Raw genomic sequence first — 26,457 nt, 5'->3', positions numbered from 1 at the left:
CGTTTTTATTTTGGCGAATTCGAAACGGTGGCAGTCTTTGAATCGTTAACCTGTTCGAATCCATTTGTTGCAACTTTGCCGCTTCTTTCCGTATACACCTATGAAAGCGGCGCGAGCGGCTGCCGTCATCCAGTCATACGGATCAGGGGTATGCCTGCTTTTTGTGACGGAGTGTGCGTGCGCAGACAGCCGCATTTTTGTGAAGGGTCGACGGTGCAGGTACGGGATGTGCAACAGCAACGCGACGTCATGGCGCGATGCAGCGGTAAGGCGAAGTCGTGCAGGAGCACTGAATAGCGATGCGGTGCTGAAGAAAGTAACGGTACAGCGGAGCAGCGGATGATTTGATTCGTTGCGGCGCGAGTGAAAAATTGTAGGTGGTCGATTCTTTGTTTCCAAGTGAGGACTGTAGCTTCGCGGTTACGGAGCGATTTTCGCAACGTAGTCCGTGAAAAAAAATTTAAAAGGGTTTAGGATGAATTCGAGCGATGTCGTTTCCGAATAGCGCGCCGCGCACGACATCGCTCCAGACTTCGGCGAGGAGGTAGCATGGATATCTACAGCAGTTTCGCGACCCGCTTCGAGAAAACACGGGAGGATGAACTCTCGCTCGAGGAGTATCTCGCGCTCTGCAAAGACAATCCCGCCGCGTACGCCACTGCAGGCGAACGCATGTTGACGGCAATCGGAGAACCGGAACAGATCGACACTCGCAACGATCCGCGTTTATCGCGTATCTTCGCGAACAAGGTCATCAAGGTATACCCCGCATTCCGTGAGTTCTACGGAATGGAAGAGGTGATCGAGCAGGTGGTCGCCTACTTCCGGCATTCGGCCCAGGGGCTCGAAGAAAAGAAGCAGATACTGTATCTGTTAGGACCGGTCGGCGGCGGCAAGTCGTCGATCGCGGAACGGCTCAAGCAACTGATGGAGCGCGTACCGTTCTATGCGATCAAGGGCTCGCCCGTCAATGAATCGCCGCTCGGTCTGTTCGACTACGAGGAAGACGGTCCGATCCTCGAAGAGCAATATGGCATTCCTCGCCGCTACCTGCGAGGCATCCTGAGTCCGTGGGCGGTCAAGCGCCTGCACGAGTACAACGGCGACATCCGCAAGTTCCGCGTGGTGCGCCGCTATCCGTCGATCCTTCGTCAGATCGCTATCTCGAAGACTGAACCGGGCGACGAGAACAATCAGGACATTTCGTCGCTGGTCGGCAAGGTCGACATCCGCAAGCTCGAACAGTACGCGCAGGACGACGCCGACGCGTACAGCTACTCGGGCGGCCTGTGCCTCGCCAATCAGGGCCTGCTCGAGTTCGTCGAAATGTTCAAGGCGCCGATCAAGGTGTTGCACCCGCTGCTCACCGCGACCCAGGAGGGCAACTTCAAGGGTACGGAAGGCTTCGGCGCGATCCCGTTCGACGGCATCATCCTCGCTCACTCGAACGAGTCGGAGTGGAAGGCGTTTCGCAACAACCGCAACAACGAAGCGCTGCTCGACCGGATCTTCGTCGTCAAGGTGCCGTACTGCCTGCGCTATAGCGAAGAGGTCAAGATCTACGAGAAGCTGCTGCGCAACTCGTCGCTGGCCAACGCGGTCTGCGCGCCTGGCACGCTGAAGATGATGGCGCAGATGTCCGTGCTCACGCGTTTGCAGGAGCCGGAAAACTCGAGCCTGTTCTCGAAGATGCAGGTCTACGACGGCGAGAATCTGAAGGACACGGACCCGAAGGCGAAGTCGTACCAGGAGTACCGCGACTTCGCGGGCGTCGACGAAGGCATGACCGGGGTGTCGACCCGCTTCGCGTTCAAGATTCTGTCGCGCGTGTTCAACTTCGACTCGACCGAGGTCGCGGCCAATCCGGTGCATCTGATGTACGTGCTCGAACAGCAGATCGAACGCGAGCAGTTCCCGCCGGAAACCGAGCAGAAGTATCTGTCCTTCATCAAGGACGTGCTCGCGTCGCGCTATGCGGAGTTCATCGGCAAGGAGATTCAGACCGCGTATCTGGAGTCGTACTCCGAGTATGGTCAAAACATCTTCGACCGCTACGTCACGTATGCGGACTTCTGGATCCAGGATCAGGAGTTCCGCGACCACGACACCGGCGAGAGCTTCGACCGTGCCGCGTTGAACGCCGAGCTGGAGAAGATCGAGAAGCCGGCGGGCATCAGCAACCCGAAGGACTTCCGCAACGAGATCGTGAACTTCGTGCTGCGCGCGCGGGCTGCGAATGCGGGCAAGAACCCCGCGTGGATCAGCTACGAGAAGCTGCGCGTCGTGATCGAAAAGAAGATGTTCTCGAATACGGAAGAACTGTTGCCGGTGATCTCGTTCAACGCGAAGGGCTCGGCCGAAGAGCAGCGCAAGCACGAGGACTTCGTCAATCGCATGGTGGCGAAGGGCTATACGCCGAAACAGGTGCGCTTGTTGTGCGACTGGTATCTGCGCGTGCGCAAGTCATCGTGATGCGCGCATGATACTCATGATGTGCCGCCCGTACGGTTCGACCGTACGGGCAACCGGCGAGGCGCAAGCCGCATAGCATGCACTGCGCGGCGGGCGTCTCGCGCACCGGAAATATTAGTGCGGCCGCAGAGCAAACGCGGTTGCACGGACGGGAGACCGGGCGTGCTTCATCAAATCATCGACCGCAGGTTGGCAGGCAAGAACAAGAGTATTGCGAATCGCGAGCGTTTTTTGCGCCGCGTCAAAAACTATATCCGTCGCGCCGTTTCGGAAGCGGTGCGCGACCGCAGCATCAAAGATATCCAGAACACCCAGAGCATCACCATTCCGCGCAAGGACATCGCGGAGCCGTCGTTCCGTCACGGACCGGGCGGCCGGCGCGAGATGGTGCATCCCGGCAACTCGGACTACATCCGCGGCGACAAGATCCAGCGCCCGCAAGGCGGTGGTGGTGGCGGCGGAGGCAGTCAGGCCAGCAACGAGGGCGAGGGTCAGGACGACTTCGTGTTCGAGCTGAGCCGCGAAGAGTTCATGCAGTATTTCTTCGACGACCTCGAACTGCCGCGTCTCGTCAAAACCCATCTGATGGCCGTGCCGACGTGGAAAAGCATCCGCGCGGGCTGGGCCGCGGAGGGCACGCCGAACAACATCGACGTGGTGCGCTCGCTGCGCAGCGCGCTCGGCCGGCGCATCGCGCTCGGCGCGCCGCTCGTCAACCAGTTGCACGAAATGGAGCGGCAGCTCGAAGAGCTGAAGGCCGATCCCGCCGATCGCCGCGAAGAGATCAAGCTGCTCGAAGACGACATCCACCATCTGAAAGGACGCATCTGGCGGATTCCGTTCATCGATCCGTTCGATCTGCGCTACGTGAATCGCGTGAAGCAACCCACGCCGTCGAGTCAGGCAGTGATGTTCTGCCTGATGGACGTGTCCGGCTCGATGGACGAGCAGCGCAAGGATCTCGCGAAGCGCTTTTTCATCCTGCTGTACCTGTTTCTGAAGCGTAACTACGAGCGCATCGAAGTGGTGTTCATTCGCCACCACACGCGCGCCGAGGAAGTCGACGAAGATACGTTCTTCCACTCGACCGAAAGCGGTGGCACGGTGGTCTCGAGCGCGCTCGAACTGATGCGCAAGGTGATGGAGGAACGCTACTCGCCAACTGAATGGAATATTTACGGGGCGCAGGCTTCGGACGGCGACAATTGGACCGACGATTCGCCGAAGTGCCGCAAGATACTCTCGGATGACATCCTGCAGAAGGTGCGGTATTTTGCATATATTCAGGTGACGCCCGAAGAGCAGAATCTGTGGCTCGAATACGCGCAACTGGCGCTATCGCAACCGCATATGGCGATGAAGAAGGTCGAAACCGCGGCCGATATCTATCCGGTGTTTCGCGAGCTGTTCGAGAAGCAGGCGGCGACTTCGTGATGGAACGCTGATTGCGCTCCAGGCATCTGGATCACGACGCGTGCGGCGATGAATCGTACGACTTGAGGCAAGCCGTCGTACGACTGCGCCGCAGCGCAACAAAGGCGTGCCGCAGCAACTGTCGGGGCATGCCGAGGCAGGAGCGGCTAGCACGGCAGCCGCTCGCGCCGGAGCAGTCCGCAGTGCTGCAGCACGGGACACACCGGAACGCCCATCGAGGGGCAAAGGGAAGTCCGTATGAACGTAGCCGATAGACGGCCTCTGCCGTGCCCGTCCGACTGGACCTTCGAATTGATCGAAGAGTACGACTCGCATATTGCCCGTGTTGCGGAGCAATACGAGCTCGACGTGTATCCGATCCAGCTCGAACTCATCAGCGCTGAACAAATGATGGACGCCTACGCGTCCGTCGGCATGCCGGTGAACTACCGTCACTGGTCGTTCGGCAAACACTTTCTTTCTACCGAAAAAAGCTATCGTCGCGGCCAGATGGGGCTCGCGTACGAAATCGTCATCAATTCGAACCCCTGCATCGCGTATCTGATGGAAGAGAACACGATGACGATGCAGGCGCTCGTGATCGCGCATGCGGCGTATGGTCACAACTCGTTCTTCAAGGGCAACTATCTGTTCCGCTTGTGGACGGACGCGCACGCGATCATCGACTACCTCGTCTACGCGAAGAACTACATCGCGGAATGCGAGGAGCGCTATGGGCTCGATCGCGTCGAGGAATTGCTCGATTCGTGCCACGCGCTAATGAATTACGGCGTGGACCGCTACAAGCGGCCGCAGAAGCTGTCTTTGCAGAAAGAGTTCGCCGCGCGGCGCGAGCGCGAGGCGTATCTGCAGTCGCAGGTCAACGAATTGTGGCGCACGCTGCCCACGCGCCATACGCCGCTGCCCGAAGAGGTCGAGGAGCGCTATCCGCCCGAGCCGCAGGAAAACCTGCTGTATTTCGCGGAGAAAAACGCGCCGCTGCTCGAGCCGTGGGAGCGCGAGGTGATCCGCATCGTGCGCAAGATCGGTCAGTATTTCTATCCGCAGCGGCAGACCCAGGTGATGAACGAAGGCTGGGCGACGTTCTGGCACTACACGCTGCTGAACACGATGTACAACCAGGGCAAGCTGGAAGACGGCTTCATGATGGAGTTCCTCCATTCGCACAGCAACGTCGTCTATCAGCCCCCGGTCACGAAGCCGTATTACAGCGGCATCAATCCGTATGCGCTCGGCTTTTCGATGATGAGCGACATCCGCCGCATCTGCGAAGCGCCGACCGACGAAGACCGCAAGTGGTTTCCTGATCTGGCAGGCAGTCCCTGGCTGCCCTCGATGCACTACGCGATGCGCAACTTCAAGGACGAGAGCTTCGTCGCGCAATACCTGTCGCCGCATCTGATCCGCGAAATGCGCCTGTTTTCGGTGCTCGACGACGACATGCGCGACGCGCTGGAGGTGTCGGCGATTCACGACGACAGCGGCTACCAGTACGTGCGCCAGGCGCTGTCGCGGCAGTACGACATGCATCACCGCGAGCCGAACATTCAGGTATGGGCCGTCAATACGCGTGGCGATCGCAGCCTGACGTTGCGGCATTTCATGAGCGACAACCGGCACCTGTCGTCGGATAGCGACGAGGTGCTCAAGCACATGGCGCGCTTGTGGCAATTCGATGTGTACCTCGAAAGCGTCGACGAAAACGGTACCGTCAGAAAGCGCTACGAGTGCCGGTACGTGCCGCCGTCCGTGAGAATCTGACGTCTCCGTCCGAGCGCGGCACCGGTTCGTAACCGCCCGGGCGGTCCGCGTCGATCACCCGAAGCCCCCGCAGCCTCGCGGCTGGCGGGGGCTTCGTTTTCGTTGCAGTTCTAAATTCGCCGCGGGCCCGTACCCAGGGCTTTCCTGCAGTTCCGCAGACAAAACCCCATCTGAACTTTTCACTTATGTAAAATTCGCCGCGCGCGCGTGTGCGGTTGTCCGCGACGCGCATGAAGGCGGCGTTACGAGCGTCATCCTCGTTTAGAGAAAAAAGGACCGACATCAGCATGAACGATCTAACCGACCAACCCGTCGTCGCACACGCGGACGACACCCGGCGCCGCATCTTCGCGATCGTCGGCGCTTCATCGGGCAATCTTGTCGAATGGTTCGACTTCTACGTGTATTCGTTCACGGCGCTGTATTTCGCGCCGTCGTTCTTTCCTAGCGGCAACACCACCACGCAGTTGCTCAACACGGCCGGGGTGTTCGCCGCCGGCTTCCTGATGCGCCCGATCGGCGGCTGGTTCTTCGGCCGGCTCGCCGACAAGCGCGGCCGCCGCACCGCGATGATGGTGTCGGTCTTCATGATGTGCGGCGGCTCGCTCGTGATCGCGATGCTGCCCACGTACGCGCAGATCGGCGCGCTCGCGCCGGCGCTGCTGCTGATCGCGCGGCTGTTCCAGGGCCTGTCGGTGGGCGGCGAATACGGCACCAGCGCGACCTATATGAGCGAAGTCGCATTGAAGGGCCGGCGCGGCTTCTTCGCGTCGTTCCAGTATGTGACGCTGATCGGCGGGCAACTGTTCGCGCTGCTCGTGCTCGTGATCCTGCAGCAGATGCTGACGACCGACGAGCTGAAGGCGTGGGGCTGGCGCGTGCCGTTCGCGATCGGTGCGATCGCTGCGCTGATCTCGCTCTATCTGCGTAAATCGCTCGACGAAACCACCACCGCCGCGACCCGTCAGCGCAAGGAGGCGGGTACGCTGCGCGGCTTGTGGGAGCACAAGGCCGCGTTCATGACGGTGCTCGGCTTCACGGCCGGCGGCTCGCTGATCTTCTATACGTTCACCACGTATATGCAGAAATACCTGGTCAACACGGCCGGCATGCACGCGAAGACCGCGAGCTCGGTGATGACCGCCGCGCTGTTCGTCTATATGCTGATGCAGCCGGCGTTCGGCGCGCTGTCCGACAGGATCGGCCGACGCAATTCGATGCTGTGCTTCGGTTTGTTCGCGACGCTCGGCACGGTGCCGCTGCTGCATGCGCTGAAGGACGTGACGAGTCCGCTCGCGGCGTTCGCGCTCGTCGTCGTCGCGCTCGCGATCGTCAGCTTCTATACGTCGATCAGCGGCCTGATCAAGGCGGAAATGTTCCCACCGCAAGTGCGTGCGCTCGGCGTGGGGCTGTCGTATGCGGTCGCCAATGCGATCTTCGGCGGCTCGGCGGAATATGTCGCGCTGTGGCTGAAGTCGGCCGGCGTCGAGACGATGTTCTTCTGGTATGTAACGGCGCTCTGCGCACTCGCGGGTATCGTGTCGCTGCGCATGCGTGATCCATCGACGGAAGGGTATCTGCGGCACGAGCCGTGAGCCGCTAGCCGGGCACGGCGAAACGTCGTGCCGCGATGAAGCATTCGAGCGGCGGTCCGGGGCCAACCGGACCGCCGTTTTTCATCGCATCGACGTTCGCGCGCCACTACCCGAACTGGCAGCAGCGCGCTCCGCTCAACTGACGACGATCCGTGTCCCCCACGCATGCAGCAGGTCGCGCAAGCTCTCGGCCTGTTCCATCCTCGCGCCGCTGCGCAGATGAATCTGCACCGCACGCCCCGCGATGCCGTCGATCGGTTGGGCGAACCATAGCTCGACCGCGAGGCCGAGTCCTTCGGGTTGATCTTCGACGACCGGTTCGATCACGCGCGGTCTGAAACACGCATTGTCTGACATGGCGAAGCACCTCTGCGATGACGGGTCGTGCCCATCGTAATCAGCGGCGCGCTCGGGACCAAGTAACGAATACGCGTTTGCTAAGCAGGGAATGCTTAGCAGAAAATCGGCTTGCGCTCGCGCTCCGTCCGGTTCGCGACGCGCTTCTCGCTGCTCACACCGGCTTCGAGCGGTCGCCGACGAATTCATCGACCAGCTTGTCGACGAACTCTTCGACCCTCGCGGCCTCATGCGCGGCGACCGTCGCCATCGACGGCGCCGCCCCGCGGGCGGCAGCATCGGCCGCCGCGCTCGCCGTCGGCAGACGTGCGCGCCAGGCCGCGCGCGCCAGCATCAGCAGGTGGTAGTAAAGCCGCGCGCTAAAGCCGTAGTCGTAGGCGAACAGATGCGTGCGCGCGATCCGCCAGCCCGCGCGCGCGTCGCCGTTTCTCGCGTGAATCGACACGACGATCGGCACGAGCCGCCGCAGCGCCTGCCGCCGCGACGCTTCGAGCCGCGCCGGCAGACGCAGCGACTTCACGAACCCATACGCGCTCAACGGCGCTGCCGTGCTGGTGCCGCGCGTGCTGTGCGAGATCGACGTCGCGGTCTTCCGATACACCGACACGTAGTCGTGCAGATAAAACACCTCGCGCGCGGCAAGGCATAGCTCGGTGCCGAACACGTAGTCGCAGCAGACGCCGTACCGATCGTCGTAGCCGATCCGCTTCACGAGCCGCGCGTCGGCCATCCAGCCATTGTTCGGAAACATCTGGATCAGGCCGGTGCGGCCCGCGAGCGGCTGCAGCCCCTCATTGGCCTGGGTGCGCCGGAACGCCGCGTTCAGGCGCTCGCTCGCGGCGAGGTCGATCGCGCCGTCATGATCCGCTTCGTACTGGGCGCCGAATGCCGCATCGAGCCCCGGATAGCGCTGCCAGAGCGCCACGAGTTTGCCGACGGCGTCGCTCGTCAGCAGATCGTCGTCGTGGATCAACAGGATCTTGTCGCCGCGCGCCCGCTCGAACAGGCTCGACACATTGCGCGCCTGGCCAAGCGGCCGCTCGTGCTTCTCGTAGCGCACGCGCGGCTCGTCGCGGTAACGCTGCAAGATCAGTTGCCGTGAGCGGGAGTCCGTCGAATCGTCGCCAATCACGATTTCCACATGCGGATAGCTTTGCGCGAGGCACGAGTCGACGCACTCGACGAGCAGCTCCGGACGATTGCAGGTCGGCACGCAGATGGACACCTGGGCGATGGCCGCATTGGCGTGGGGAGAACTTGACGCGTTGGACATGGATGACGCCTTTTAACGATCGGAAGCGGCATGAACCGGCGCAAAGCGGAGCGGCCGGTTCGGGGGCGCACACTTCGCTGCTAGCAGCAAAATAGTCCAAGGCGCTGAAAAAATATTCGGTAAAAATGAGGAAGAAATGTTTGCTTACAGAAAGGCGCTGGAAGACAAAAGTGATGCGACCTGAATGCATGAAGCAGTCAGGCCGCCTTGGTACGGAGTTTTATCAACCGACCGACGGTTCGTCGTCGCCGCGCTTTTTGCCCGGACGGTCCGCCGGGGACTGCTTGCGGCCCTCGCCGTGGCGCTCGGGCATCTTGCTCTTCGCATTGTCGCTATGCACGGCGTGGTGCGGATGCGCTAAATCCTCGGTCCGGGTGCCGGCCTCGCTTTTCGTTTCGTTTTCGCCCGGATTTTTGGTTTCGCCTTGGGGTTTTTCCGTCGTCTTGCTCATCGCTGCTCTCCTGGAGGGAAGACAAGGCTCCGATAGCAAGACGCGGACCCCGGCGGGCGACAAACAGCAGTTCTGCGCTCAGGCGGCCGGGTGGCGCGGCTTGGCGCCGGTCAGCGAGATGATGAAGTCGAGAAACGCGCGCACTTTGGCCGGCGGATGGTGCCGCGACGGATATAGCGCATAGAGCGGATACACCTCGTCGCCCCAATCCGCAAAGAGCTCGACCAGCTTGCCGCTCGCGAGCAGCGACTCCGCGCCGAGCGCGAGAATCTGCGCGATCCCCTGGCCCGCCACGCATACGCTATGCAGCGTGCCGACGTCGTTGACGGTCAGCCGCCCCTGCGGCGTCAGCGCGAGCTTCTTGCGGCCCCGATGGAATTCCCAGATGAACGGATAACCGGTGAGCGGATCGCGAAACTTGATGCAGATATGCCGGCCGTCTTCGAGCTCGGCAGGGTCCGCCGGCTTGCCATGTTTCTTCAGATACGACGGCGCCGCCACGGTCAGGATGCGCGTATCGAGCAGCTTGCGGGCGACGAGCGTCGACACCGGCGGCTCGCCGAAGCGGATCGCGACATCGAAGCCGTCCGCGACCATGTCGCCCAACTGATCGCGCGTGATCAGTTCGAGTTGCAGGTCCGGATGTTTGTCGATGAAGCTGCCAAGGCGCGGCCCGAGCACGAGCCGTGAAAAGAACGGGTCCATGTTGACGCGCAGACGCCCGCGCACCGCGGTCGTACCCTGCGCGGCGGAGGCCGCCGCTTCCTCGAGTCCGCTGAGCAGCGGCACGATCTGCTCGTAGAAACGCCGGCCTTCGTCGGTCAGCGTAACCGAGCGCGTGGTGCGGTCGAACAGGCGAATGCCGAGGCGCGCTTCGAGCCGGGCAACCGAGCGGCTTACGCCCGATTGCGACATGTCGAGCGCTTCGCCCGCGGCCGCGAAACTGCCGCAATCGACGATCGCCGTCAGCACGCCCATGCCGTTCAGCACGCGCTCATCGAATGGCATCGGGGGTACCTGCCGGGTAGCCATGGATGCCAGACATGCTAACGCGAAGACCTTTCGAATTCATGCGTTGACACGCGAGCAAACGCGTCGCGGGTCAACGCCCCGCGCTCTGCGCAGCCTGGCCGCGAATCACGCGCGTACCGGACGGGGCGTCGAGATGACGGAAGATCCACGCGGACACCAGCGTAATCACGCCGACGCACACGAACGCTAGCCGGAAGCCGAGTTCCGCCGAGCCCCATTGATCCGCGAACAGATTGACGAGCCCGCCGCCGATCGACACGCCGAGCCCGATCGCCAGCATCTGCACCATCGAGAACAGGCTATTGCCCATGCCCGCGTCTTCGTGCGACAGGTCCTTCAGCGTGATGCTATTCATCGCCGCGTACTGCATCGAGTTGGCCGCGCCAAACACCGCGAGAATCGCGATTTCGACCACGAGCGGTGTGCCGCGCGAAATCAGCGAGAACGCGACGATCGCCGAGCCGACGATGATCGTGTTGACCAGCAGGAACGTGTCGTAGCCGTACCGGCGCACGAGCGGCGCGATCCAGCGTTTCGCGAGCGTGCCGGCGAGCGCCGCGGGCAGCATCATCAGCCCGGAGTGCAGCGGCGAGTAGCCGAGCTGCAACTGCAGCAGGAGCGGCACGAGGAACGGCACCGCGCTCGAACCGACCCGGCATACGAGGTTGCCGATCAGGCCGACGCTGAAGTTCGGCTCGCCGAACAGCGACAGCTTGAACAGCGGATTGCGGCGGTTTCTCGCGTACGGAATGTAGGCGAGCGCGCTGGCGACCGCCAACGCAAACAGCCCCGCCGACCACGCCGCGCGATGCGACGGGACCGGCGCGTCGATCGCGAGCGAAAACGCGATCATGCACAGCGACAGCAGCGCGCAGCCGATCACATCGAAGGGCGGCGCCTGCGTCTCGTCATGCGACGGCAGAAAGCGGTGCACCGCGTACAGGCCGAGCGCGCCGATCGGCACGTTGATCAGAAAGATCCAGTGCCATGTGATCGCCTGCACGAACCAGCCGCCGAGCGTCGGCCCGGCGATCGGCCCGAGCTGGCCCGCGATCGAAATGAACGCGAGCGCCGATACATATTGCTCGCCCGACACGCTGCGCAGCACCGCGAGACGTCCGATCGGCAGCAGCATCGAGCCGCCGAGGCCTTGCAGCACCCGCGCCATCACGAGCTCGCCGAGCGTGTGCGCGCTCGCGCAGCAGATCGAGCCGAGCACGAACACGAGAATCGCGGCGAAATAGACGCGGCGGGTGCCGAAGCGGTCGGCAAGCCAGCCGGAGGCGGGCGTCAGCATCGCCATCGTCAGCGTGTAGGCGACGACGACCGGTTGCATCGCGAGCGGTGCGACGTGCAGGCTGTTCGCGATCGACGGCAGCGCGGTGTTGACGATCGTCGTATCGAGCGACTGCATGAAGAAGCCGGCGGCGACGATCCACAGTAGGGCGGTTTGAGACGAGTGCTTGGTCATGGTTTCGACAGCGGGCGCGGCGGCAAAGCGCCACCGGAGCGGGGCCAGGCGGAATTCCGTCATCTTATTGACATCCCCGTCAATCGGGAACCCCGCTAAGCTCGCTGACTGTTATCGACAATGCCGATAAGCAGCGCGACAATCACGCATGCTCAATCCGATCTGGCTGAAGACCTTCTCGACCGTCGCAGCCTGCCATAGCTTCACTGAGGCGGGGCGGCGGCTCGACCTGACGCAGTCGAGCGTCAGCGAACACATCCGGCGCCTCGAACAGAGCGTGGGCCGGCGCCTGTTCGTGCGCGACACCCATTCGCTCGCGATGACGCCCGACGGCGAAGCGATGCTCGCGCATGCAAGCGTGATCCTGCAGGCGTTATCGCGCGCGGAGTCGCAGTTTCGCGCGCCGCGTCTGAAGGGGCGCGTGCGGCTCGGCTCGTCGGACGATATCGCGCTCGGCCCGCTGCCCACCGTGCTGGCGGCGTTTCCCAATGCGCATCCCGACGTCGAGCTCGAAATCACGATCGGCATGACCGGCAGGCTTTACGAGCTGCTCGACGCGGGTGCGATCGATCTGCTGGTCGGCAAGCGCCGGCTCGGCGACCGGCGCGGCGTGCCGCTTTTCACCGGGCGGCTGGAATGGCTCGCGCGGACCGGCACGCTTGTCGATCTGAGCCAGCCGTTGCCGCTGATTCTGGTCGCCGAGCCGAGCGTGACGCGCGCGGTCGTGCTCGATGCGCTCGCCGAAGCCGGCGCGAGTTGGCAGATCGTCTGCACGAGCAGCAGTCATTCCGGCTGTATCGCGGCTGCGCGCGGCGGACTCGGCATCACCGTGCGGCCGCAGTATCTGGCCGCACGCGGGCTCGCGCCGCCGTTGAATGCGGCCGGGTTGCCGACGTTGCCGTCGGTGGAATTCATTGCGCTGGCGGCGAAGCGCTTGAGCCGCCCGGCGGGCACGCTGCTGCAGTTGCTGCATGACAGCGATCTGCGCGGGTCCTGGATCGGCGAGTGAGGCGGGCAGTGCATCACCTCATGCCGCCGCTTATGCCGCCACTCATTTACCGCTCAGGCCGGCATCTTCCGGAACGAAATCGCGAAGCGGTTCCAGGCATTGATCGCCGAGATGAGCAGTGTCAGGTCGACCAGCTCTTCGTCGCTGAAGTGCGGGCGCACCGCCTGCCATACCGCGTCGGGCACGTGATCGTGCGACACCAGCGTCACCGCTTCGGTCCACTCGAGCGCCGCGCGTTCGCGGTCCGTAAAGAACGGCGTTTCGCGCCACACGACGACGGTCGCGAGACGCCGCTCGGTTTCGCCGCCCTTGCGCGCGTCGCTCGTATGCATGTCGACGCAATACGCGCAGCCGTTGATCTGCGACGCGCGCAGCCGCACCAGTTCGGTCAGCGATTTTTCGAGCGCCGACTTGCCGATGCGCTCTTCGACGCCGAGCAGCGCTTTGATCGCGGCGGGGTTGGCTTTGTAGAAGTCGAGACGTTGTTCCATGATGGGCTCCTGGGCGGATGGGACGCTGCGATGGATCGGACAGGTGTTAGCTTAGTCCGTCATCTGGATCACCAAAATGGCCGATTCCAGATATTTTCAGGTAGCCACTTTCGTGCATTGAGCGGACCCGCATAGCATCCTTACCGCCGACGATGGCATCGTTGCCGCGTGGGGGCCGATTCGGTAAGGTGAGTCATCGACGCTTGCTTTGCGCCTTTCACCGTGATCCGGAGACCTGCCTCATGACCGTTGCCGCCGACCCGTCCTCTGTGTCCACCTCGCCGATCCGCACCGATGTCCTGATCGTCGGCGCTGGTCCCGTGGGTCTGTTCGCGGCATTCGAGGCCGGTGTGATCGGTCTCAGCTGCCAGATCGTCGACATACTCGGAAGGGTCGGGGGCCAGTGCATCGAGCTGTATCCCGACAAGCCGATCTACGATATTCCCGCGATTCCGTCGTGCACTTCGCGCGAACTGGTCGAGCGACTGGTCGCGCAATGCAAGCCGTTCGATGTGCCGATTCATCTCGAACAGCGCGTCGATACGGTCGAGCAACGCGACGACGGCCGCTGGACCGTGCGCACCCAGCGCGGCCTCGTGTTCGACGTCGCGGCGATCCTGCTCGCCGCCGGCAATGGCGCGTTCGTCCCGCAAAAGCTCGGGCTCCCCGAGGCCGTGCCGCTGGAAAAGCGCCACGTGCACTACAGCGTGGCGCGCCTCGCCGATTTCGCCGACAAGAACGTGGTCGTCGCGGGCGGCGGCGATTCGGCGCTCGACTGGGCGCTGGCGTTGCGCAAGGTCGCGCGGCGGGTGACCCTCGTGCATCGGCGCGCCGGCTTCAGCGCGGCCGATTCGAGCGTCGAGCTGATGCGGCGCGCGGTCGAGGCGGGTGAGATGGACTTCGTCATCGGCGCGATCGCGGCGCTCGAGGTAGAAGACGGCGCGCTGCGTTCGCTGACGCTGCGGCAGATCCATGGCGAGACCCAGCTCGAAGCCGAACACCTGATCGCGCTGTATGGACTCGTCGCGGATCTCGGCCCGATCGCGCAGTGGGGACTGAAGATTCACGGCGGGCGTATCGATGTCGATACCTCGAACTACGAAAGCTCGCGGCCGGGCATCTTCGCCGTCGGCGACATCGCGAACTATCCGAACAAGCAGAAGCTGATCCTGTCAGGCTTTCACGAGGCGTCGCTCGCGCTGCGCAAGGCGTATGCATACGCGTATCCCGACAAGAAGCGCGTGCATGTCCATTCGAGCTACGACACGAAGCTCGCGGAAAAGATCGGCGCGGCCGCTTGACGGCGTGCGCGCAAGCGCAGCGATGTCGAGCCGGACCGGCCATTGGCATCATTTTCCAGCGGGCTGACTCGCGGCGGCCGCGGCGCTCGCGGCCTTCTCTTTTTTCTTCGCCTCATGGTGGCCGATCGCGCAGCCCGCGGCCGCACCCGCCGTCCCATGATGTCCGGCAACGTGGCCGGTCACCCCGCCCACGACCGCGCCTTTGGCGCAGCCTTCCGCCTGCGCGACGGTGGAGGCGAAGCTCAATGCCGCGGCGAGGGCGCACGGTGCCGCGAAGTTCATGGCGAAAGTCGTGAATACCTTTTTCAATTGACACTCCTGTTTTTGCTATCGAAGGGTGAAACCGAAAGCCGAAACCGCCGGGCGGCGATGCTTTCAGTGATGACCGGCTAGCAATCGCGGGGCCCGCCGGTATAAGCTTTGCGCCTTATGAGCCGGCGCCCGAGCGCTCTTCGCGAGGTATCCCGGCCCATGCGTGGGCCGCGCAACCGTTTGCGCGAAGGCTTCGGCGCCGGCCAGGCGCGAGATTTGCTGAACACAACAATTCCAATTACGTGTCCGCCATGACCCAGCTTGATGCTTCCACTCTCCGCGTCCACGGCGAGCCCGCTCGAGTGCAGGCCGAGGCCCAGGCCGCGCCGTCGGCGCTCGTCGGCGTCGATTATTGGTCGCTCGTGCAGGCGATCTCGGACTATGCGATCTTTCTGCTCGACGCGAAAGGCCACGTCGTGAGCTGGAATGCCGGCGCGCAGAAGCTGAAGGGCTACACGGAAAACGAGATCGTCGGCCAGCATTTTTCGCGCTTCTATACCGAGGAAGCCGTCTCGCGCGGCTGCCCAGGCTACGAGCTGGAGCAGGCGGCGCACACCGGCCGCTTCGAGAACGAGGACTGGCGCGTGCGCAAGGACGGCACGACGTTCTGGTCGAACGTCGTGATCACCGCGATACGCAACAGGCAGGGCGAGGTCACCGGCTTCGCGAAGATCACGCGCGATCTGACCGCGCAGCGCGAATATCTCGAAGCGCTGCACCAGAGCGAGGAGCGCTTCCGCCTGCTCGTCGATAGCGTGAAGGACTACGCGATCTTCATGCTCGATCCGCAAGGCTTCGTCATCAGTTGGAACTCGGGCGCCGCGCGCATCAAAGGCTATACGCACGATGAAATCGTCGGCCGGCACTTCTCGCAGTTCTATGTGCCCGAGGAGGCGGCGGCCGGCAAGCCCGCGCGCGAGCTCGCGATCGCGCGGCAGATCGGCACCGTCGAAGACGAAGGCTGGCGCGTGCGCAAGGACGGCTCGACGTTCTGGGCCAATGTGATCATCACGGCCGTCTATGACGAATCCCGACGCTTGCGCGGCTTTGCCAAGGTCACGCGGGATCTGACCGAGCGGCGCCGGCGCGAGGAGCTCGAGCGCTCCGGTGAGCGCATGCGCGAATTTCTCGCGACGCTCGCGCACGAACTGCGCAATCCGCTCGCGCCGGTGCGCAACGCGGTCGGCACGATGCAGATGGAAGCCAATCTAAGCCCGGTGGTCGCGCGTGCGCGCGATCTGATCGATCGCCAGGTCACGCACCTGACGCGACTCGTCGACGATCTGCTCGATATCGGCCGCATCATGTCCGACAAGGTCGAACTGCGGATTGCGCGCGTCGACCTCACCGAACTCGTCACGCGTGCGATCGAAGCGGCGCGGCCTTTCACCGACTCGCGCGAGCAGCGCGTGGTCGCCCAGGTCACCGACGCCCCCGTGAGCATTCGCGGCGACATGACGCGGCTCGTGCAGGTGCTGCAAAACCTGCTGCACAACGCGTCGAAATTTTCCCCGCACGGCAGTGTGATCGAGTTGCGTGGACGGGTCGACTTTCGCATGGCGGTGCTCGAAGTGCGCGACGCCGGCTGCGGTATTCCGGTGCGCTCGCTCGACAAGATCTTCGAGCTGTTCGCGCAGGAGAAGGAAGGGCAAAGTTTCGGCGAAGGCGGTCTTGGGATCGGCCTGACGCTGTGCAAGTCGCTCGTCGAAATGCATGGTGGCAGCATCGTCGCGAGCAGCGAAGGACCGGGGCTCGGCAGCACGTTCACGCTGAGTCTGCCGCTCTCCGCGCAGTCCGACACCGCGGAGAGCGGCGCGATCAGTGCCGCGCCCCACGTGCAGCCGCTGCGGATTCTGCTCATCGACGACAATCGCGATTCGGCCGACAGCCTCGCGATGCTGCTCGAACTGAAGGGCCATGAGGTGCGTATCGCCTACGAGGGCGAGCAGGCGCTGCAGATCGCGCCGCGCTTCTCGCCGCATCTCGCGCTGATCGATCTGGCGATGCCGAAGATGGACGGCTATGCGACGCTCGCGGCGTTGCGCGCGCGGCCCGAGATGGCTCGCACGATGTACGCGGCGATGACGGGCTTCGGTCATGCGAGCGATCTCGATCGCACGCGCAAAGCGGGTTTCCATGCGCACCTGGTGAAGCCGGTCGAGATGACGGTCCTCGACGCATTGCTCACGAAGGCCGATGGTCGACTGAGCGGAAGCGGGGGGACGTAGGCGCTTTTTCGCTGCGCGGCCGCATCGTCAGCCGGGGCATGATGTTTGCTCCGACTCTGCATACGTTCCGGTCCGCCGCCGCTCGGCGGGCCGCGGATCGAAACGGTGCAGGGAGGCACGATGCTCGACACGCGCGACCACGCGGCCAGCTTCAAGGCCCAGTCACGGCAGATCTCGAATCAACACGGCGGCCGCGCACCGCCGCTCGACGATTTCCTGCGCGACGCGCGCTTCGATGCGAACGATCCCGCTGCTCTCGGAGCACTGCTCGCTGATCTTATCGAGCGCGGCTACGATCGCGCGCCGAGCTTGCCGTTGCCAGGGCATGGCGAGACGCTGGTGCGCTGGCGCGCGCTGGCCGCCGTTGCCGCGTGCGACCTCGGTCTCGTCAAACTGTTCGAAGGCCATACCGATGCGCTCGCGATTCTCGCCGAGCTGAACGGTCCGCTGCCGCCGCCGGCAAGCCGCTGGGGCGTGTGGGCCGCCGAAGCGCCGGACGCGCGAGTGCGCGCGATCAATCAAGGAATCCAGAACGTTTCCGGCGAGGGCGCTCAGGTGCACTTGTCCGGCACCAAAGCCTGGTGCTCCGGCGCGCAGGCGCTCACCCATGCGCTCGTGACCGCATGGCGCGAAGACGAGCCGGTGCTCGCGGCCGTCGCGCTGGACCAGAGCTCGATCTCGATCGACACATCGAAGTGGCAGGCCGTCGGCATGAGGGCGACCGCGAGCGCCGATGTGACGTTCAACGAGACCGTGGCGACGCTCGTCGGCGCGCCGCATGAATATCTGCGGCGCGCGGGCTTCTGGCATGGGGGCGCCGGTATCGCCGCGTGCTGGTACGGCGCGGCCGCGCAGATCGGCCGCACGCTGCGCGACGCGTGCGCCCGGCGCGCGGATGCGCATCGGCTGGCTCATCTCGGCGCGACCGATGTCGCGTTGCGGTCGGCCGCCGCGGTGTTGCGTGAAACCGCCGCGTGGATCGACGCGCGACCTTCGGATGATGCGCAGACGCGCGTGTTGCGCGCGCGTCTGGCCGTCGAGCAGGCCGCGAGCGCCGTCATCGATCATGCGACGCGCGCGCTCGGCGCGGGTCCGTTGTGCCGCGACGCGCGCTTCGCCCGAGCGCTCGCCGACCTGCCAGTGTTTCTGCGGCAAAGCCACGCGGAATGCGATCTCGCCGCGCTTGGCGAACGGCTCGTTGCGTGCGCTGACACGACCGCAGTGCCGGCATCGGATCACGCGTCGTCGCAAACACTCACGTCGTGGACGCTATGACCTTTACTCCCCAGCCTTCGGAGGATCGCTGCGATGAGCTCGCCGATGCCGTACTTCGATGATCTTTACCGACGCAGCGACGATCCGTGGCGTTTGCGCGAAGGCTGGTACGAACGCCGCAAGCGTTCGCTGACGCTCGCGCTGCTGCCGCGGCCGCGCTATCGCAACGGCTTCGAACCGGGCTGCGCGAACGGCGAGTTGACGGCCGGGCTCGCGGCGCGCTGTGACGCGCTGCTCGCTGCCGATCTGCACCCGCGCGCCGTCGAGCTCGCGCGCGAACGCGTCGCGGGCGCATCGAACGTGCGGATCCAACAGCGCAGCGTGCCGTGCGAATGGCCGACGGAGCACGAGCCGTTCGATCTGATCGTGATCAGCGAGTTTGCGTACTACCTCGACGCGGCCGAGCTCGAAACGCTGGCCGCGCGCATCGCTGGTTCGCTGACGACCGATGGCACGCTGCTCGCCTGCCATTGGCGCCGGCCGTTCGCCGAAGCGCGCGAATCGGCCGACCGCGCGCACGCGCTATTCGATGCGCGCTGCGGCCTCGCACGTCTCGCGCATCACGACGAAGCCGACTTGCTGATCGACGTGTGGTCGCGCGACGCACGTTCGGTCGCGCAGCGAGAGGGGCTTCTATGATCGGCGTGATCGTCCCGGCGCATAACGAAGAGGCGTTGATCGCGGGGTGCCTCGCGGCCTTGCTCGAAGCGTCGCGACATGAAGCGCTCGCCGGCGAAGAGGTGCGGATCGTCGTCGCGCTCGACGCGTGCAGCGATTTCAGCGGAGCGATCGCTCGCGCTTACGGCGTGCAGACGCTGACGCTGAAGGCGCGCAACGTCGGGATCGCACGGGCGCTGGGCGCGTCGCTGCTGCTCGCGCTCGGCGCGCGCTGGCTCGCGTTTACCGATGCCGACAGCCGCGTGTCGCCGGATTGGCTCGCTGCGCAATTGGCGCTCGGCGCCGATGCGGTGTGCGGCTCGATCGCCGTCGACGACTGGAGCGCGCATCCGCACAGCGTGCGCGAATATTTTCGCAAGACCTATATCGATGCCGACGGACATCGTCACGTGCACGGCGCGAATCTCGGCGTATCCGCGCAAGCCTATCGGCGCGCGGGCGGCTTTCCGCCGCTCAAGTGCAGCGAGGACGTCGCGCTCGTCGATCGCCTGATCGCGACGGGCGCGCGCATCGCGTGGAGCGCCGCGCCGCGCGTGACCACGAGCGCGCGTACCGCGGCCCGCGCGCGCGGCGGTTTCGGCGATACGCTCATCGCATGGGCGACGGATCGCGCGCTGGCCTGAGCGACGGCGCTGCGCCGCGAGCTGGTCTCGCTCGCAACCATCCGGATACCGGAGCAATGGCACGGCAATACGCCGCGGGGAGGACGAACATGATGGACGCGTTTTTCGTTCTATTCGGCCAGGGCAGGGAGCTCGATCCGTTGCAGATGGGGCTGCGCTCGATCGTCGTGTTCGTGATCGCGATCGTGCTGATTCGCGTATCGGGGCGGCGCTCGTTCGGTCAGCGCACGCCGTTCGATCTGGTCGTCGTGATTCTGCTCGGCGCGATGCTGAGCCGCGCGATTGTCGGGGCGTCGCCGTTCATCGCGACCGTGGTCGCGTCGCTGGTGATCGTCGTATGTCACCGGGTGCTCGCGTGGGCGTTCATACGTTCGCGCCGCTTCGAGCTGTTGGTGTGCGGCGTCGAGCGCGAGGTGTTCAGCGACGGCAAGTTCCACGCGAACGAAATGCACGCGGCGCTCATTACGCGCACCGACATCGAGGAAAGCGTGCGGCAGAAAACCGGCTCGCGCTCGATGGACAACGTGGCCGCCGCGATCCTCGAACGCAATGGCGAGGTGAGCGTGATACGCAAGCGCGAGTGAGCGCCTGAACGCGGGAAGGGCGGGGCGTTTGTGCGGGCGGGCTGTAAGGGCTCGACGCGCGGCTCAGCCGCGCCCGCCTCGCGAAATCTCCGAGCCCGCGCCGCGCGGCAAGCGCAGCGTGACCGGAATCGACGCGAACGAGCACAGCCCGACCACCAGAAACGCGGGCCAGAAATCCGACCACGTGATGCTCGGATGTCCATGCAGCGCGCGCGAAATCTGCAGCACGATCCCGCCGACCGTCACGCCGAGACCGAGCGACATCTGCTGCACGACGCTGCCGAGACTCGTCGCGCGGCCGATGTCGCGGCTCGCAATCTCCGCGTAGGTGAGCGAATTGAGGCTGGTGAATTGCAATGCAGGGAAGAAGCCGCCGAGCAGCACGACGACCCAGATGATCCACGTCGGCGTGTGCGGGAAAAAGAGTCCGCACGCGGCGATCGACATGCCCGATAGGGCCGCGTTGAACACGAGCACCTGGCGAAAGCCGAAGCGGCGCAGCACGGTGGAGGCGATCGTGCGCATGAACATGCCGCCGAATGCCGACGCGCAGGTGATCAGCCCCGATTGGAACGCGCTCATGCCGTGGCCTTCCTGCAGCAGCAGCGGCAGCAGGAACGGCAGCGCGCCGAGACCGATGCGAAACAGCGAGCCGCCGAGCACGCTCGCCTGGAAAGTCGGCACCTTGAAAAAGCGGAGGTCGAGCAGCGGCAGCGCGACGCGCTGCGCGTACACGACGTAGATCGCGAGCAGCATCGCGCCGAGCGCGCACATGCCGAACGCGTCGGTATTCGAAATCAGTTCGCCGCCGACCAGCGACAAACCGAGCAGCAGCAGCACCGCGCCCGCCGCCGACAGCAGGAAGCCGATCCAGTCGAGCGGGCCGGGGTCCGGTTCGCGCGTATTGGCGATATAGCGATTGGTCAGATAAATGCCGAGAATGCCGATCGGCACGTTGATGAAGAAGATCAGACGCCAGTGCAGATACGTGGTGATGAAGCCGCCGAGCAGCGGACCGGCAGCGGGGCCGAGCATCGCGGGCACGCTCAGATAATTCATCGCGCGGATGAAGTCGGCTTTTTCCACCACGCGAAAGATGATGATCCGCCCGACCGGCACCATCATCGCGCCGCCGACGCCCTGAATGAAACGCGCAACGGTGAAAGTGGCAAGCGAGTTCGACGCCGCGCACAACAGCGAGCCCGTGACGAAGATGCCGATCGCCGTGCGGAACACCGTGCGGGCGCCGAACTTGTCGGCGAGCCAGCCGCAGACCGGGATGAACACGCCGAGCCCGAGCACGTAGCTCGTGACCGCGATTTTCAGCGTGACCGGGTCGCGGGCGAAATCGCGCGCCATGGCCGGCAGCGCGGTGACGATCACGTTGGCGTCGACGCTTTCCATGAACATCGCGCACGCGACGATAAGGGGCGCAATCAGAGCTTTCTGAGTCTTGGCGACGGTCATGGGGGCGAGGCTGCGGCAAAGCGTCGCAGGCAAAGGGGGCATTATTGCACCTGTACGGTGCGGATTGTTAATACCTGCTGGGCCGATGCCGACCCTTTACAGTTTCTGTATCCGACACGCGACGCCGGCGGTGCGACACCGCCAATAAATATCGATTTTTGTTGCGCTGCGGCACGAGATGGCTATAATCGGGTTATTGCTTAGGTACAAACCCTTAGTCAGGAGCCGCCATGAACACTGCATCGACTGTCGTCCGTTCCACCCCCGCCGCCACCACGTTCTTCGGCAAGCTGCGTGCGCTGGCGCTGCATGCGCTGAACCTGCATCTGCAGAACTGCGCGGTGATCGCCGAAGCGTATCGTCGCCCGCAATAAGCGCGTATTGCGCGTGCGGGCCGCGCAAGACCCGCCAACCGTGTCGATGCCCGCTCGTGTAGCGGGCATTGTGCTTTCTGGCCCCGCCAGCCAGGGCCCGTTCAGCCCGTCATCCGCGCCGTTGACGTCCGTCCCCAAAGAGTAGCCCTCCCATCGGGCCAGTTCTGGCCCGCCATCGCCGTTTCCCTTCCCGATATCGCTCGCGCGCTTTTGACGCGCAACGCGTAGGTGAATCGACAGCAAAATTGCTATTGCTGTCAACCTTTTGCACGTTTTGCCGTTATCACTTTGTAATCGCCGCCACAGGCGATACCGCGCGTGACGCACCCGTCGCCGCGACCGCTCTCGCAAGGCCCGCATTGACCATGTTCCACCGACTTCAACACAGCTTCGAGCGCCTGCGCGCGCTGCCCGGCCGTGCAGCGAAAGTGCTTGGCAGCCGGGGACTTCTGTCGCCCGTGCTCGCGCTCGTTATTTGCGGGCTGCTGCTGGTCGTGCTGCAGCATCTGTCGGAGGCGGTGAATTACCGTTCGGTGATGCGCGAACTGCGCGAGCTGTCGCCGCGCGAGTGGATCGGCGCGCTCGGCGCGACCGCGCTTAGCTACGTCGCGCTGGTCGGGCGCGACGCGGTCGGCCTGCGCTATCTCGGCGCGAGCGTGCCGCGCGCGGCGCTGTGGGTCGGCGCGACGGCCGGCTCGGCGCTCGGCAATGCGACCGGTTTCGGCGCGCTGACGGGCGGAGCGGTGCGCGCGCGCGTGTACGGCGTCGCGAACATCACGCCCGCGCAGATCGGCCGCATGACCGTGTTCACGAGCGTGTCGCTCGCACTCGCCCTGGTATTGATGACCGCGCTGGGCATGCTCGGCATGGCCGCACAGCTCGCGCCGATGCTGCATCTGTCGCCGGTCGCGCTGCGCTGGAGCGGCGCTGCGCTGCTGATCGCGCTGACGCTCGCCGCCGCCGCGTGCCGCCGCGAAACGCGGCCGATTCGCACGCGCTGGCAGTGGCTCTCGTTCGATATTCCCGCGCGCCGTGATCTGCTCGCGCAGGTCGCGCTGGCGGTGCTCGACGTGGTCGCCGCAGGTCTCGCGCTGTGGGCGTTGCTGCCGCATGCGAACGTGAGCTTCATCGGCTTCATCACCGTCTACGCGGCCGCGATGCTGCTCGGCCTGATCGGCCATACGCCTGGCGGGGTCGGCGTGTTCGAGGCGGCGATGGTGTTCACGCTGAGCGGCAGCGTGCCGATGCATCAGATGGTCGCCGCGCTGATCGCGTATCGCGCGATCTATTTCGGCGTGCCGCTGATCGTCTCCGCGGCGCTGCTCGCGGGCTTCGAGGGGCGCGCGCTGAAGAACCGTCTGTCGATGCTGCAGGCGCAGCGCGTGTCGGAACTCGCGCCGCTGTTTCTGAGCCTCGTTACGTTCGTGGTCGGCGGCATGCTGGTCATCTCGAGCGCGACGCCGGCGTTCTGGCAGCGCATTCATGTGCTGCGCGACGTGGTACCGCTGTGGGTGCTCGAAAGCTCGGCGATGCTGTGCAGCGTGCTCGGCGTGCTGCTGTTGTTCGTCGCGCGTGGGCTGCTGCGGCGGCTCGATGCGGCATGGTGGATGACGCTCGCGCTCGCATTGCTGAGCCTTGCGCTGTCGCTGACCAAGGGTCTCGCATTCGTCGAAGCTGGTGTGCTCGGCATGCTGATCGTGCTGCTGCTCGCGACGCGCAAGCGTTTCAACCGTCATTCGTCGCTGTTCGCCGAGCGTTTCACGGCCGGCTGGCTCGTGTCGATCGCGATGGTGCTGATGTTCGCGACGTGGGTCATGCTGTTCGCTTTCCGTGACGTGCCGTACACGCGCGACCTGTGGTGGCAATTCGCGTTCGACGAGCGCGCGCCGCGCGCGCTGCGCGCGACGCTCGCCGCGAGCGTGTTCGCCGCGACCTTCTCGTTCTGGCAATTGCTGCGTCCGGCGCCGGGCCGCTTCGTGAAGCCGGCGCCCGAAGATCTGCTCGACGCCGCGCGCATCGTGCGCGCGCAGGAACGCAGCGATGCCGGTCTCGCGCTGATGGGCGACAAGAGCTTCCTGTTTTCGGAATCGCGCGAGGCGTTCCTGATGTACGCGAAATACGGCCGCACGTGGGCCGCGTTGCACGATCCGGTGGGGCCGCGCGAAGAGTGGGCGGGTCTCATCAAAAAGTTCGTCGCGCTCGCGCATGCGCACGGCGGTCGCGCCGCGTTCTACCAGGTGCGCGCGAATGCGCTCCCGCTGTATCTCGACGCCGGCCTCACGCTGATGAAGCTCGGCGAGGAAGCCCACGTCGTGCTCGACGACTTCGATCTGAAGGGCTCGCACCGCGCGCATCTGCGCTATGCGTTGAAGCGCGGCGAGCGCGACGGCTTTAGCGTCGAAGTGATCGATCAGGCGCGTGTGCCGGCGTCGCTCGAAACGCTGCGCGGCATTTCCGATGGCTGGCTCGGCAGCCACGATGCGCGCGAGAAGAGTTTCTCGGTCGCCGCTTTCCACGACGAATACCTCGCCGCGCAGTCGGTGATGCTGGTGCGCCAGAACGGCGAACCGGTCGCGTTCGTCACCTTCATGACGACCGATATGAATACCGAGGCGACCGTCGGCGTGATGCGTCACGTCGAAAGCGCGTCGCCGTACGCGATGGAATATCTGTTCACGCAACTCGCGCTGCATCTGAAGCAGGCGGGCTTCCGCTCGCTCAGTCTAGGCATTGCGCCGCTCTCCGGCGTGCAGCCGACTCCCCTCGCGTCGCGCTGGCATCGGCTGGCCGGCATCGTGTGGCGCTTCGGCGGCCGCTTCTATAACTTCCGCGGACTGCGTGCTTTCAAGAGCAAGTTTCAGCCGCGCTGGGAGCCGCGTTATCTCGCGGCATCCGGTTCGGGCGTGTTCTTCACGCTCGCGGACCTGTCGCTGCTGGCAGGAGGCCGGCGTTCATGACATTGCATCCGTTGTTCCGGCTCGCCGTCGCGGCGAGCGTTCTGAGTTGCGGCGCGCTCGCGCACGCGGCCACCACCACCGTACCGGGCGGCCGCTATGGCGACGTGCGCGTCACGCAGCCCGAGGGGCCGCTGCGCGGCTTCGTCGTACTGTATTCGCAGGCGAGCGGCTGGAGCGCGGCCGATCAGCAGAGCGCCGATGCGCTCGCGAAAGCGGGCGCAATGACGGTCGGCGTCGATACCGCGCGCTACGAGGCCAACCTTGCCGCGAAAAAGGAAACCTGCCATCAACTGGTGGGCGATGCCGAGGCGCTTAGCCATCAGCTCGAACGACAATCGCAGTCGAGCCGCTACTTCGCGCCGATCGTCGCGGGTACGGGGCAGGGCGCAACGCTGGCGATGCATGTGCTCGAGCAGGCGCCGTCCAATACGATCGCGGGCGCGGTGTCGGTCGACGCCGACCGCACGCTCGACGCGCGCTTCGAACCGTGTCCGCCCGACCCGACCGTGATCCGCGACAAGGTGCCGGGCTTCGTCGAAAAGGCGAGCACGGGCAACGCCGATCGCGCGCGTCTGGTCGCTTTGCTGACGCCGCATCTGCAGCCGGTCTCGACGAGTGCCGACGACGTCTCCGACCTGCCGCTGATCGAGTTGCCGGCCGCGCATCCGAACGGCCTGATGGCGATCGTGATTTCCGGCGATGGCGGCTGGCGCGATCTCGATAAGACGATCGCGCAGGCGTTGCAGAAAGATGGCGTGTCGGTGGTCGGCTGGGACAGCCTGCGCTATTTCTGGAGCGAGAAGCCGCCCGCGCAAACGAGCCGCGATCTTGCGCGCGTGATGCAAACCTATGGCGAGCGCTGGCACGCGCAGCACGTTGCGCTGATCGGCTACTCGTTCGGCGCCGATGTGATGCCGTTCGCGTATAACCGTCTGCCGCAGGCGCAGCGCGATAAGGTGTCGCTGATGTCGCTGCTCGGCTTCGCGCCCGACGCCGACTTCCAGATCCGCGTCGGCGGCTGGCTCGGCATGCCCGCGAGCGACAAGGCGCTGAACGTGCGGCCCGAGTTGACGCATGTGCCGCCGTCGATCGTTCAATGCTTTTATGGCGAGAGCGAGACCGACACGCTGTGTCCGGCGCTCGACAAGAGCGGTGTAGAAGTCATCCGCACCTCCGGCGATCATCACTTCGGCGGCGATTACAACGCGCTGGAGCGACGCATTCTCGCGGCATTCAAGAAGCAGAGCGGCGTGCGCGATTGACTGCGGCGTTGGCTGTATCAGCGGGGCGCGCTTGACGGCGCGCCCCGTTT

Annotated in this window: 22 protein-coding genes; 14 read left to right on the top strand and 8 right to left on the bottom strand. The window is 64.7% G+C overall.

Annotated elements, in window-relative coordinates; genetic code table 11:
- Positions 1–549: 549 nt before the first annotated feature.
- The 4 genes from AB3X95_RS03945 (at position 550) to AB3X95_RS03930 (ending at position 7,262) form a co-directional block, all read left to right on the top strand.
- Positions 550–2,472, top strand: a complete 1,923-nt coding sequence (locus AB3X95_RS03945; protein ID WP_176126234.1) for a PrkA family serine protein kinase — start codon at positions 550–552, stop codon at positions 2,470–2,472.
- Between the two features lie 162 nt (positions 2,473–2,634).
- Positions 2,635–3,906 carry a YeaH/YhbH family protein gene (locus AB3X95_RS03940; RefSeq protein ID WP_176126235.1) on the top strand — a complete coding sequence of 424 codons (1,272 nt, stop codon included), beginning with the start codon at positions 2,635–2,637 and terminating at the stop codon, positions 3,904–3,906.
- A 237-nt stretch (positions 3,907–4,143) separates the two neighbouring features.
- Positions 4,144–5,667, top strand: a complete 1,524-nt coding sequence (locus tag AB3X95_RS03935) for a SpoVR family protein (RefSeq protein WP_176126236.1) — start codon at positions 4,144–4,146, stop codon at positions 5,665–5,667.
- Between the two features lie 287 nt (positions 5,668–5,954).
- Entirely contained in the window at positions 5,955–7,262 is a 1,308-nt protein-coding gene (locus AB3X95_RS03930) for an MFS family transporter (protein ID WP_176369378.1), read from the top strand.
- Positions 7,263–7,397: 135 nt separating this feature from the next.
- Here the strand turns inward: AB3X95_RS03930 and AB3X95_RS03925 are convergent, their stop codons facing one another.
- From AB3X95_RS03925 to AB3X95_RS03905, 5 genes are all read right to left on the bottom strand, one after another.
- A complete protein-coding gene (locus AB3X95_RS03925; RefSeq protein ID WP_176108377.1) occupies positions 7,398–7,619 on the bottom strand; it encodes a hypothetical protein in 222 nt (73 codons plus the stop codon).
- Positions 7,620–7,773: 154 nt separating this feature from the next.
- On the bottom strand, positions 7,774–8,892 hold the full coding sequence (locus tag AB3X95_RS03920) for a glycosyltransferase family 2 protein (RefSeq protein ID WP_176126238.1): 1,119 nt from the start codon (positions 8,890–8,892) through the stop codon (positions 7,774–7,776).
- 223 nt (positions 8,893–9,115) lie between these two features.
- A complete protein-coding gene (locus AB3X95_RS03915; protein ID WP_176369381.1) occupies positions 9,116–9,343 on the bottom strand; it encodes a hypothetical protein in 228 nt (75 codons plus the stop codon).
- Between the two features lie 78 nt (positions 9,344–9,421).
- Entirely contained in the window at positions 9,422–10,351 is a 930-nt protein-coding gene (locus AB3X95_RS03910) for a LysR family transcriptional regulator (RefSeq protein WP_368620723.1), read from the bottom strand.
- A gap of 94 nt (positions 10,352–10,445) precedes the next feature.
- Positions 10,446–11,909 (bottom strand): DHA2 family efflux MFS transporter permease subunit, encoded by a 1,464-nt coding sequence (locus AB3X95_RS03905; RefSeq protein ID WP_303246728.1) that lies wholly within the window; start codon positions 11,907–11,909, stop codon positions 10,446–10,448.
- Positions 11,910–11,994: 85 nt separating this feature from the next.
- On the opposite strand from AB3X95_RS03905, the gene AB3X95_RS03900 reads away from it, so the two are divergent.
- Complete coding sequence (locus AB3X95_RS03900; RefSeq protein ID WP_368620722.1) at positions 11,995–12,855, top strand: LysR family transcriptional regulator; 861 nt, start codon at positions 11,995–11,997, stop codon at positions 12,853–12,855.
- Between the two features lie 53 nt (positions 12,856–12,908).
- Here the strand turns inward: AB3X95_RS03900 and AB3X95_RS03895 are convergent, their stop codons facing one another.
- Positions 12,909–13,346 (bottom strand): carboxymuconolactone decarboxylase family protein, encoded by a 438-nt coding sequence (locus AB3X95_RS03895; protein WP_176126241.1) that lies wholly within the window; start codon positions 13,344–13,346, stop codon positions 12,909–12,911.
- Between the two features lie 242 nt (positions 13,347–13,588).
- On the opposite strand from AB3X95_RS03895, the gene AB3X95_RS03890 reads away from it, so the two are divergent.
- Positions 13,589–14,647: an NAD(P)/FAD-dependent oxidoreductase gene (locus AB3X95_RS03890; RefSeq protein ID WP_368620721.1), complete on the top strand. Its 1,059-nt coding sequence runs from the start codon at positions 13,589–13,591 to the stop codon at positions 14,645–14,647.
- A gap of 48 nt (positions 14,648–14,695) precedes the next feature.
- Here AB3X95_RS03890 and AB3X95_RS03885 read toward each other — a convergent pair whose 3' ends face one another.
- Positions 14,696–14,929, bottom strand: a complete 234-nt coding sequence (locus AB3X95_RS03885) for a hypothetical protein (RefSeq protein ID WP_176126252.1) — start codon at positions 14,927–14,929, stop codon at positions 14,696–14,698.
- A gap of 281 nt (positions 14,930–15,210) precedes the next feature.
- On the opposite strand from AB3X95_RS03885, the gene AB3X95_RS03880 reads away from it, so the two are divergent.
- The 5 genes from AB3X95_RS03880 to AB3X95_RS03860 all read left to right on the top strand — a co-directional run bounded on the left by AB3X95_RS03880 (position 15,211) and on the right by AB3X95_RS03860 (position 20,347).
- On the top strand, positions 15,211–17,187 hold the full coding sequence (locus tag AB3X95_RS03880; protein ID WP_368620720.1) for a PAS domain S-box protein: 1,977 nt from the start codon (positions 15,211–15,213) through the stop codon (positions 17,185–17,187).
- 120 nt (positions 17,188–17,307) lie between these two features.
- Complete coding sequence (locus AB3X95_RS03875; protein WP_176126244.1) at positions 17,308–18,462, top strand: acyl-CoA dehydrogenase family protein; 1,155 nt, start codon at positions 17,308–17,310, stop codon at positions 18,460–18,462.
- A gap of 33 nt (positions 18,463–18,495) precedes the next feature.
- Positions 18,496–19,101, top strand: a complete 606-nt coding sequence (locus AB3X95_RS03870; RefSeq protein WP_176126245.1) for an SAM-dependent methyltransferase — start codon at positions 18,496–18,498, stop codon at positions 19,099–19,101.
- Positions 19,098–19,763: a glycosyltransferase family 2 protein gene (locus AB3X95_RS03865; RefSeq protein WP_368620718.1), complete on the top strand. Its 666-nt coding sequence runs from the start codon at positions 19,098–19,100 to the stop codon at positions 19,761–19,763. The genes AB3X95_RS03870 and AB3X95_RS03865 overlap by 4 nt, the downstream gene beginning before the upstream one ends.
- A gap of 89 nt (positions 19,764–19,852) precedes the next feature.
- Positions 19,853–20,347, top strand: coding sequence for a DUF421 domain-containing protein (locus AB3X95_RS03860; protein WP_176108388.1), 495 nt, complete (start codon positions 19,853–19,855; stop codon positions 20,345–20,347).
- 63 nt (positions 20,348–20,410) lie between these two features.
- Here AB3X95_RS03860 and AB3X95_RS03855 read toward each other — a convergent pair whose 3' ends face one another.
- The gene (locus AB3X95_RS03855) at positions 20,411–21,814 is read right to left on the bottom strand and encodes an MFS transporter (protein WP_368620717.1); all 1,404 of its coding nucleotides are present in this window, start codon (positions 21,812–21,814) and stop codon (positions 20,411–20,413) included.
- A 230-nt stretch (positions 21,815–22,044) separates the two neighbouring features.
- Here AB3X95_RS03855 and AB3X95_RS03850 point away from each other — a divergent pair, with 230 nt between their 5' ends.
- The 3 genes from AB3X95_RS03850 (at position 22,045) to AB3X95_RS03840 (ending at position 26,407) form a co-directional block, all read left to right on the top strand.
- Positions 22,045–22,188 carry a hypothetical protein gene (locus tag AB3X95_RS03850; RefSeq protein WP_013089588.1) on the top strand — a complete coding sequence of 48 codons (144 nt, stop codon included), beginning with the start codon at positions 22,045–22,047 and terminating at the stop codon, positions 22,186–22,188.
- A gap of 365 nt (positions 22,189–22,553) precedes the next feature.
- On the top strand, positions 22,554–25,145 hold the full coding sequence (gene mprF / locus AB3X95_RS03845; protein WP_368620716.1) for a bifunctional lysylphosphatidylglycerol flippase/synthetase MprF: 2,592 nt from the start codon (positions 22,554–22,556) through the stop codon (positions 25,143–25,145).
- Positions 25,142–26,407 (top strand): virulence factor family protein, encoded by a 1,266-nt coding sequence (locus AB3X95_RS03840; protein WP_176370041.1) that lies wholly within the window; start codon positions 25,142–25,144, stop codon positions 26,405–26,407. The genes mprF and AB3X95_RS03840 overlap by 4 nt, the downstream gene beginning before the upstream one ends.
- Positions 26,408–26,457: the final 50 nt, after the last annotated feature.

The sequence above is a fragment of the Paraburkholderia sp. BR13444 genome, from assembly GCF_040948755.1.
GTDB lineage: Bacteria > Pseudomonadota > Gammaproteobacteria > Burkholderiales > Burkholderiaceae > Paraburkholderia > Paraburkholderia youngii.
This window is presented reverse-complemented; position numbering and strand designations above follow the sequence as displayed.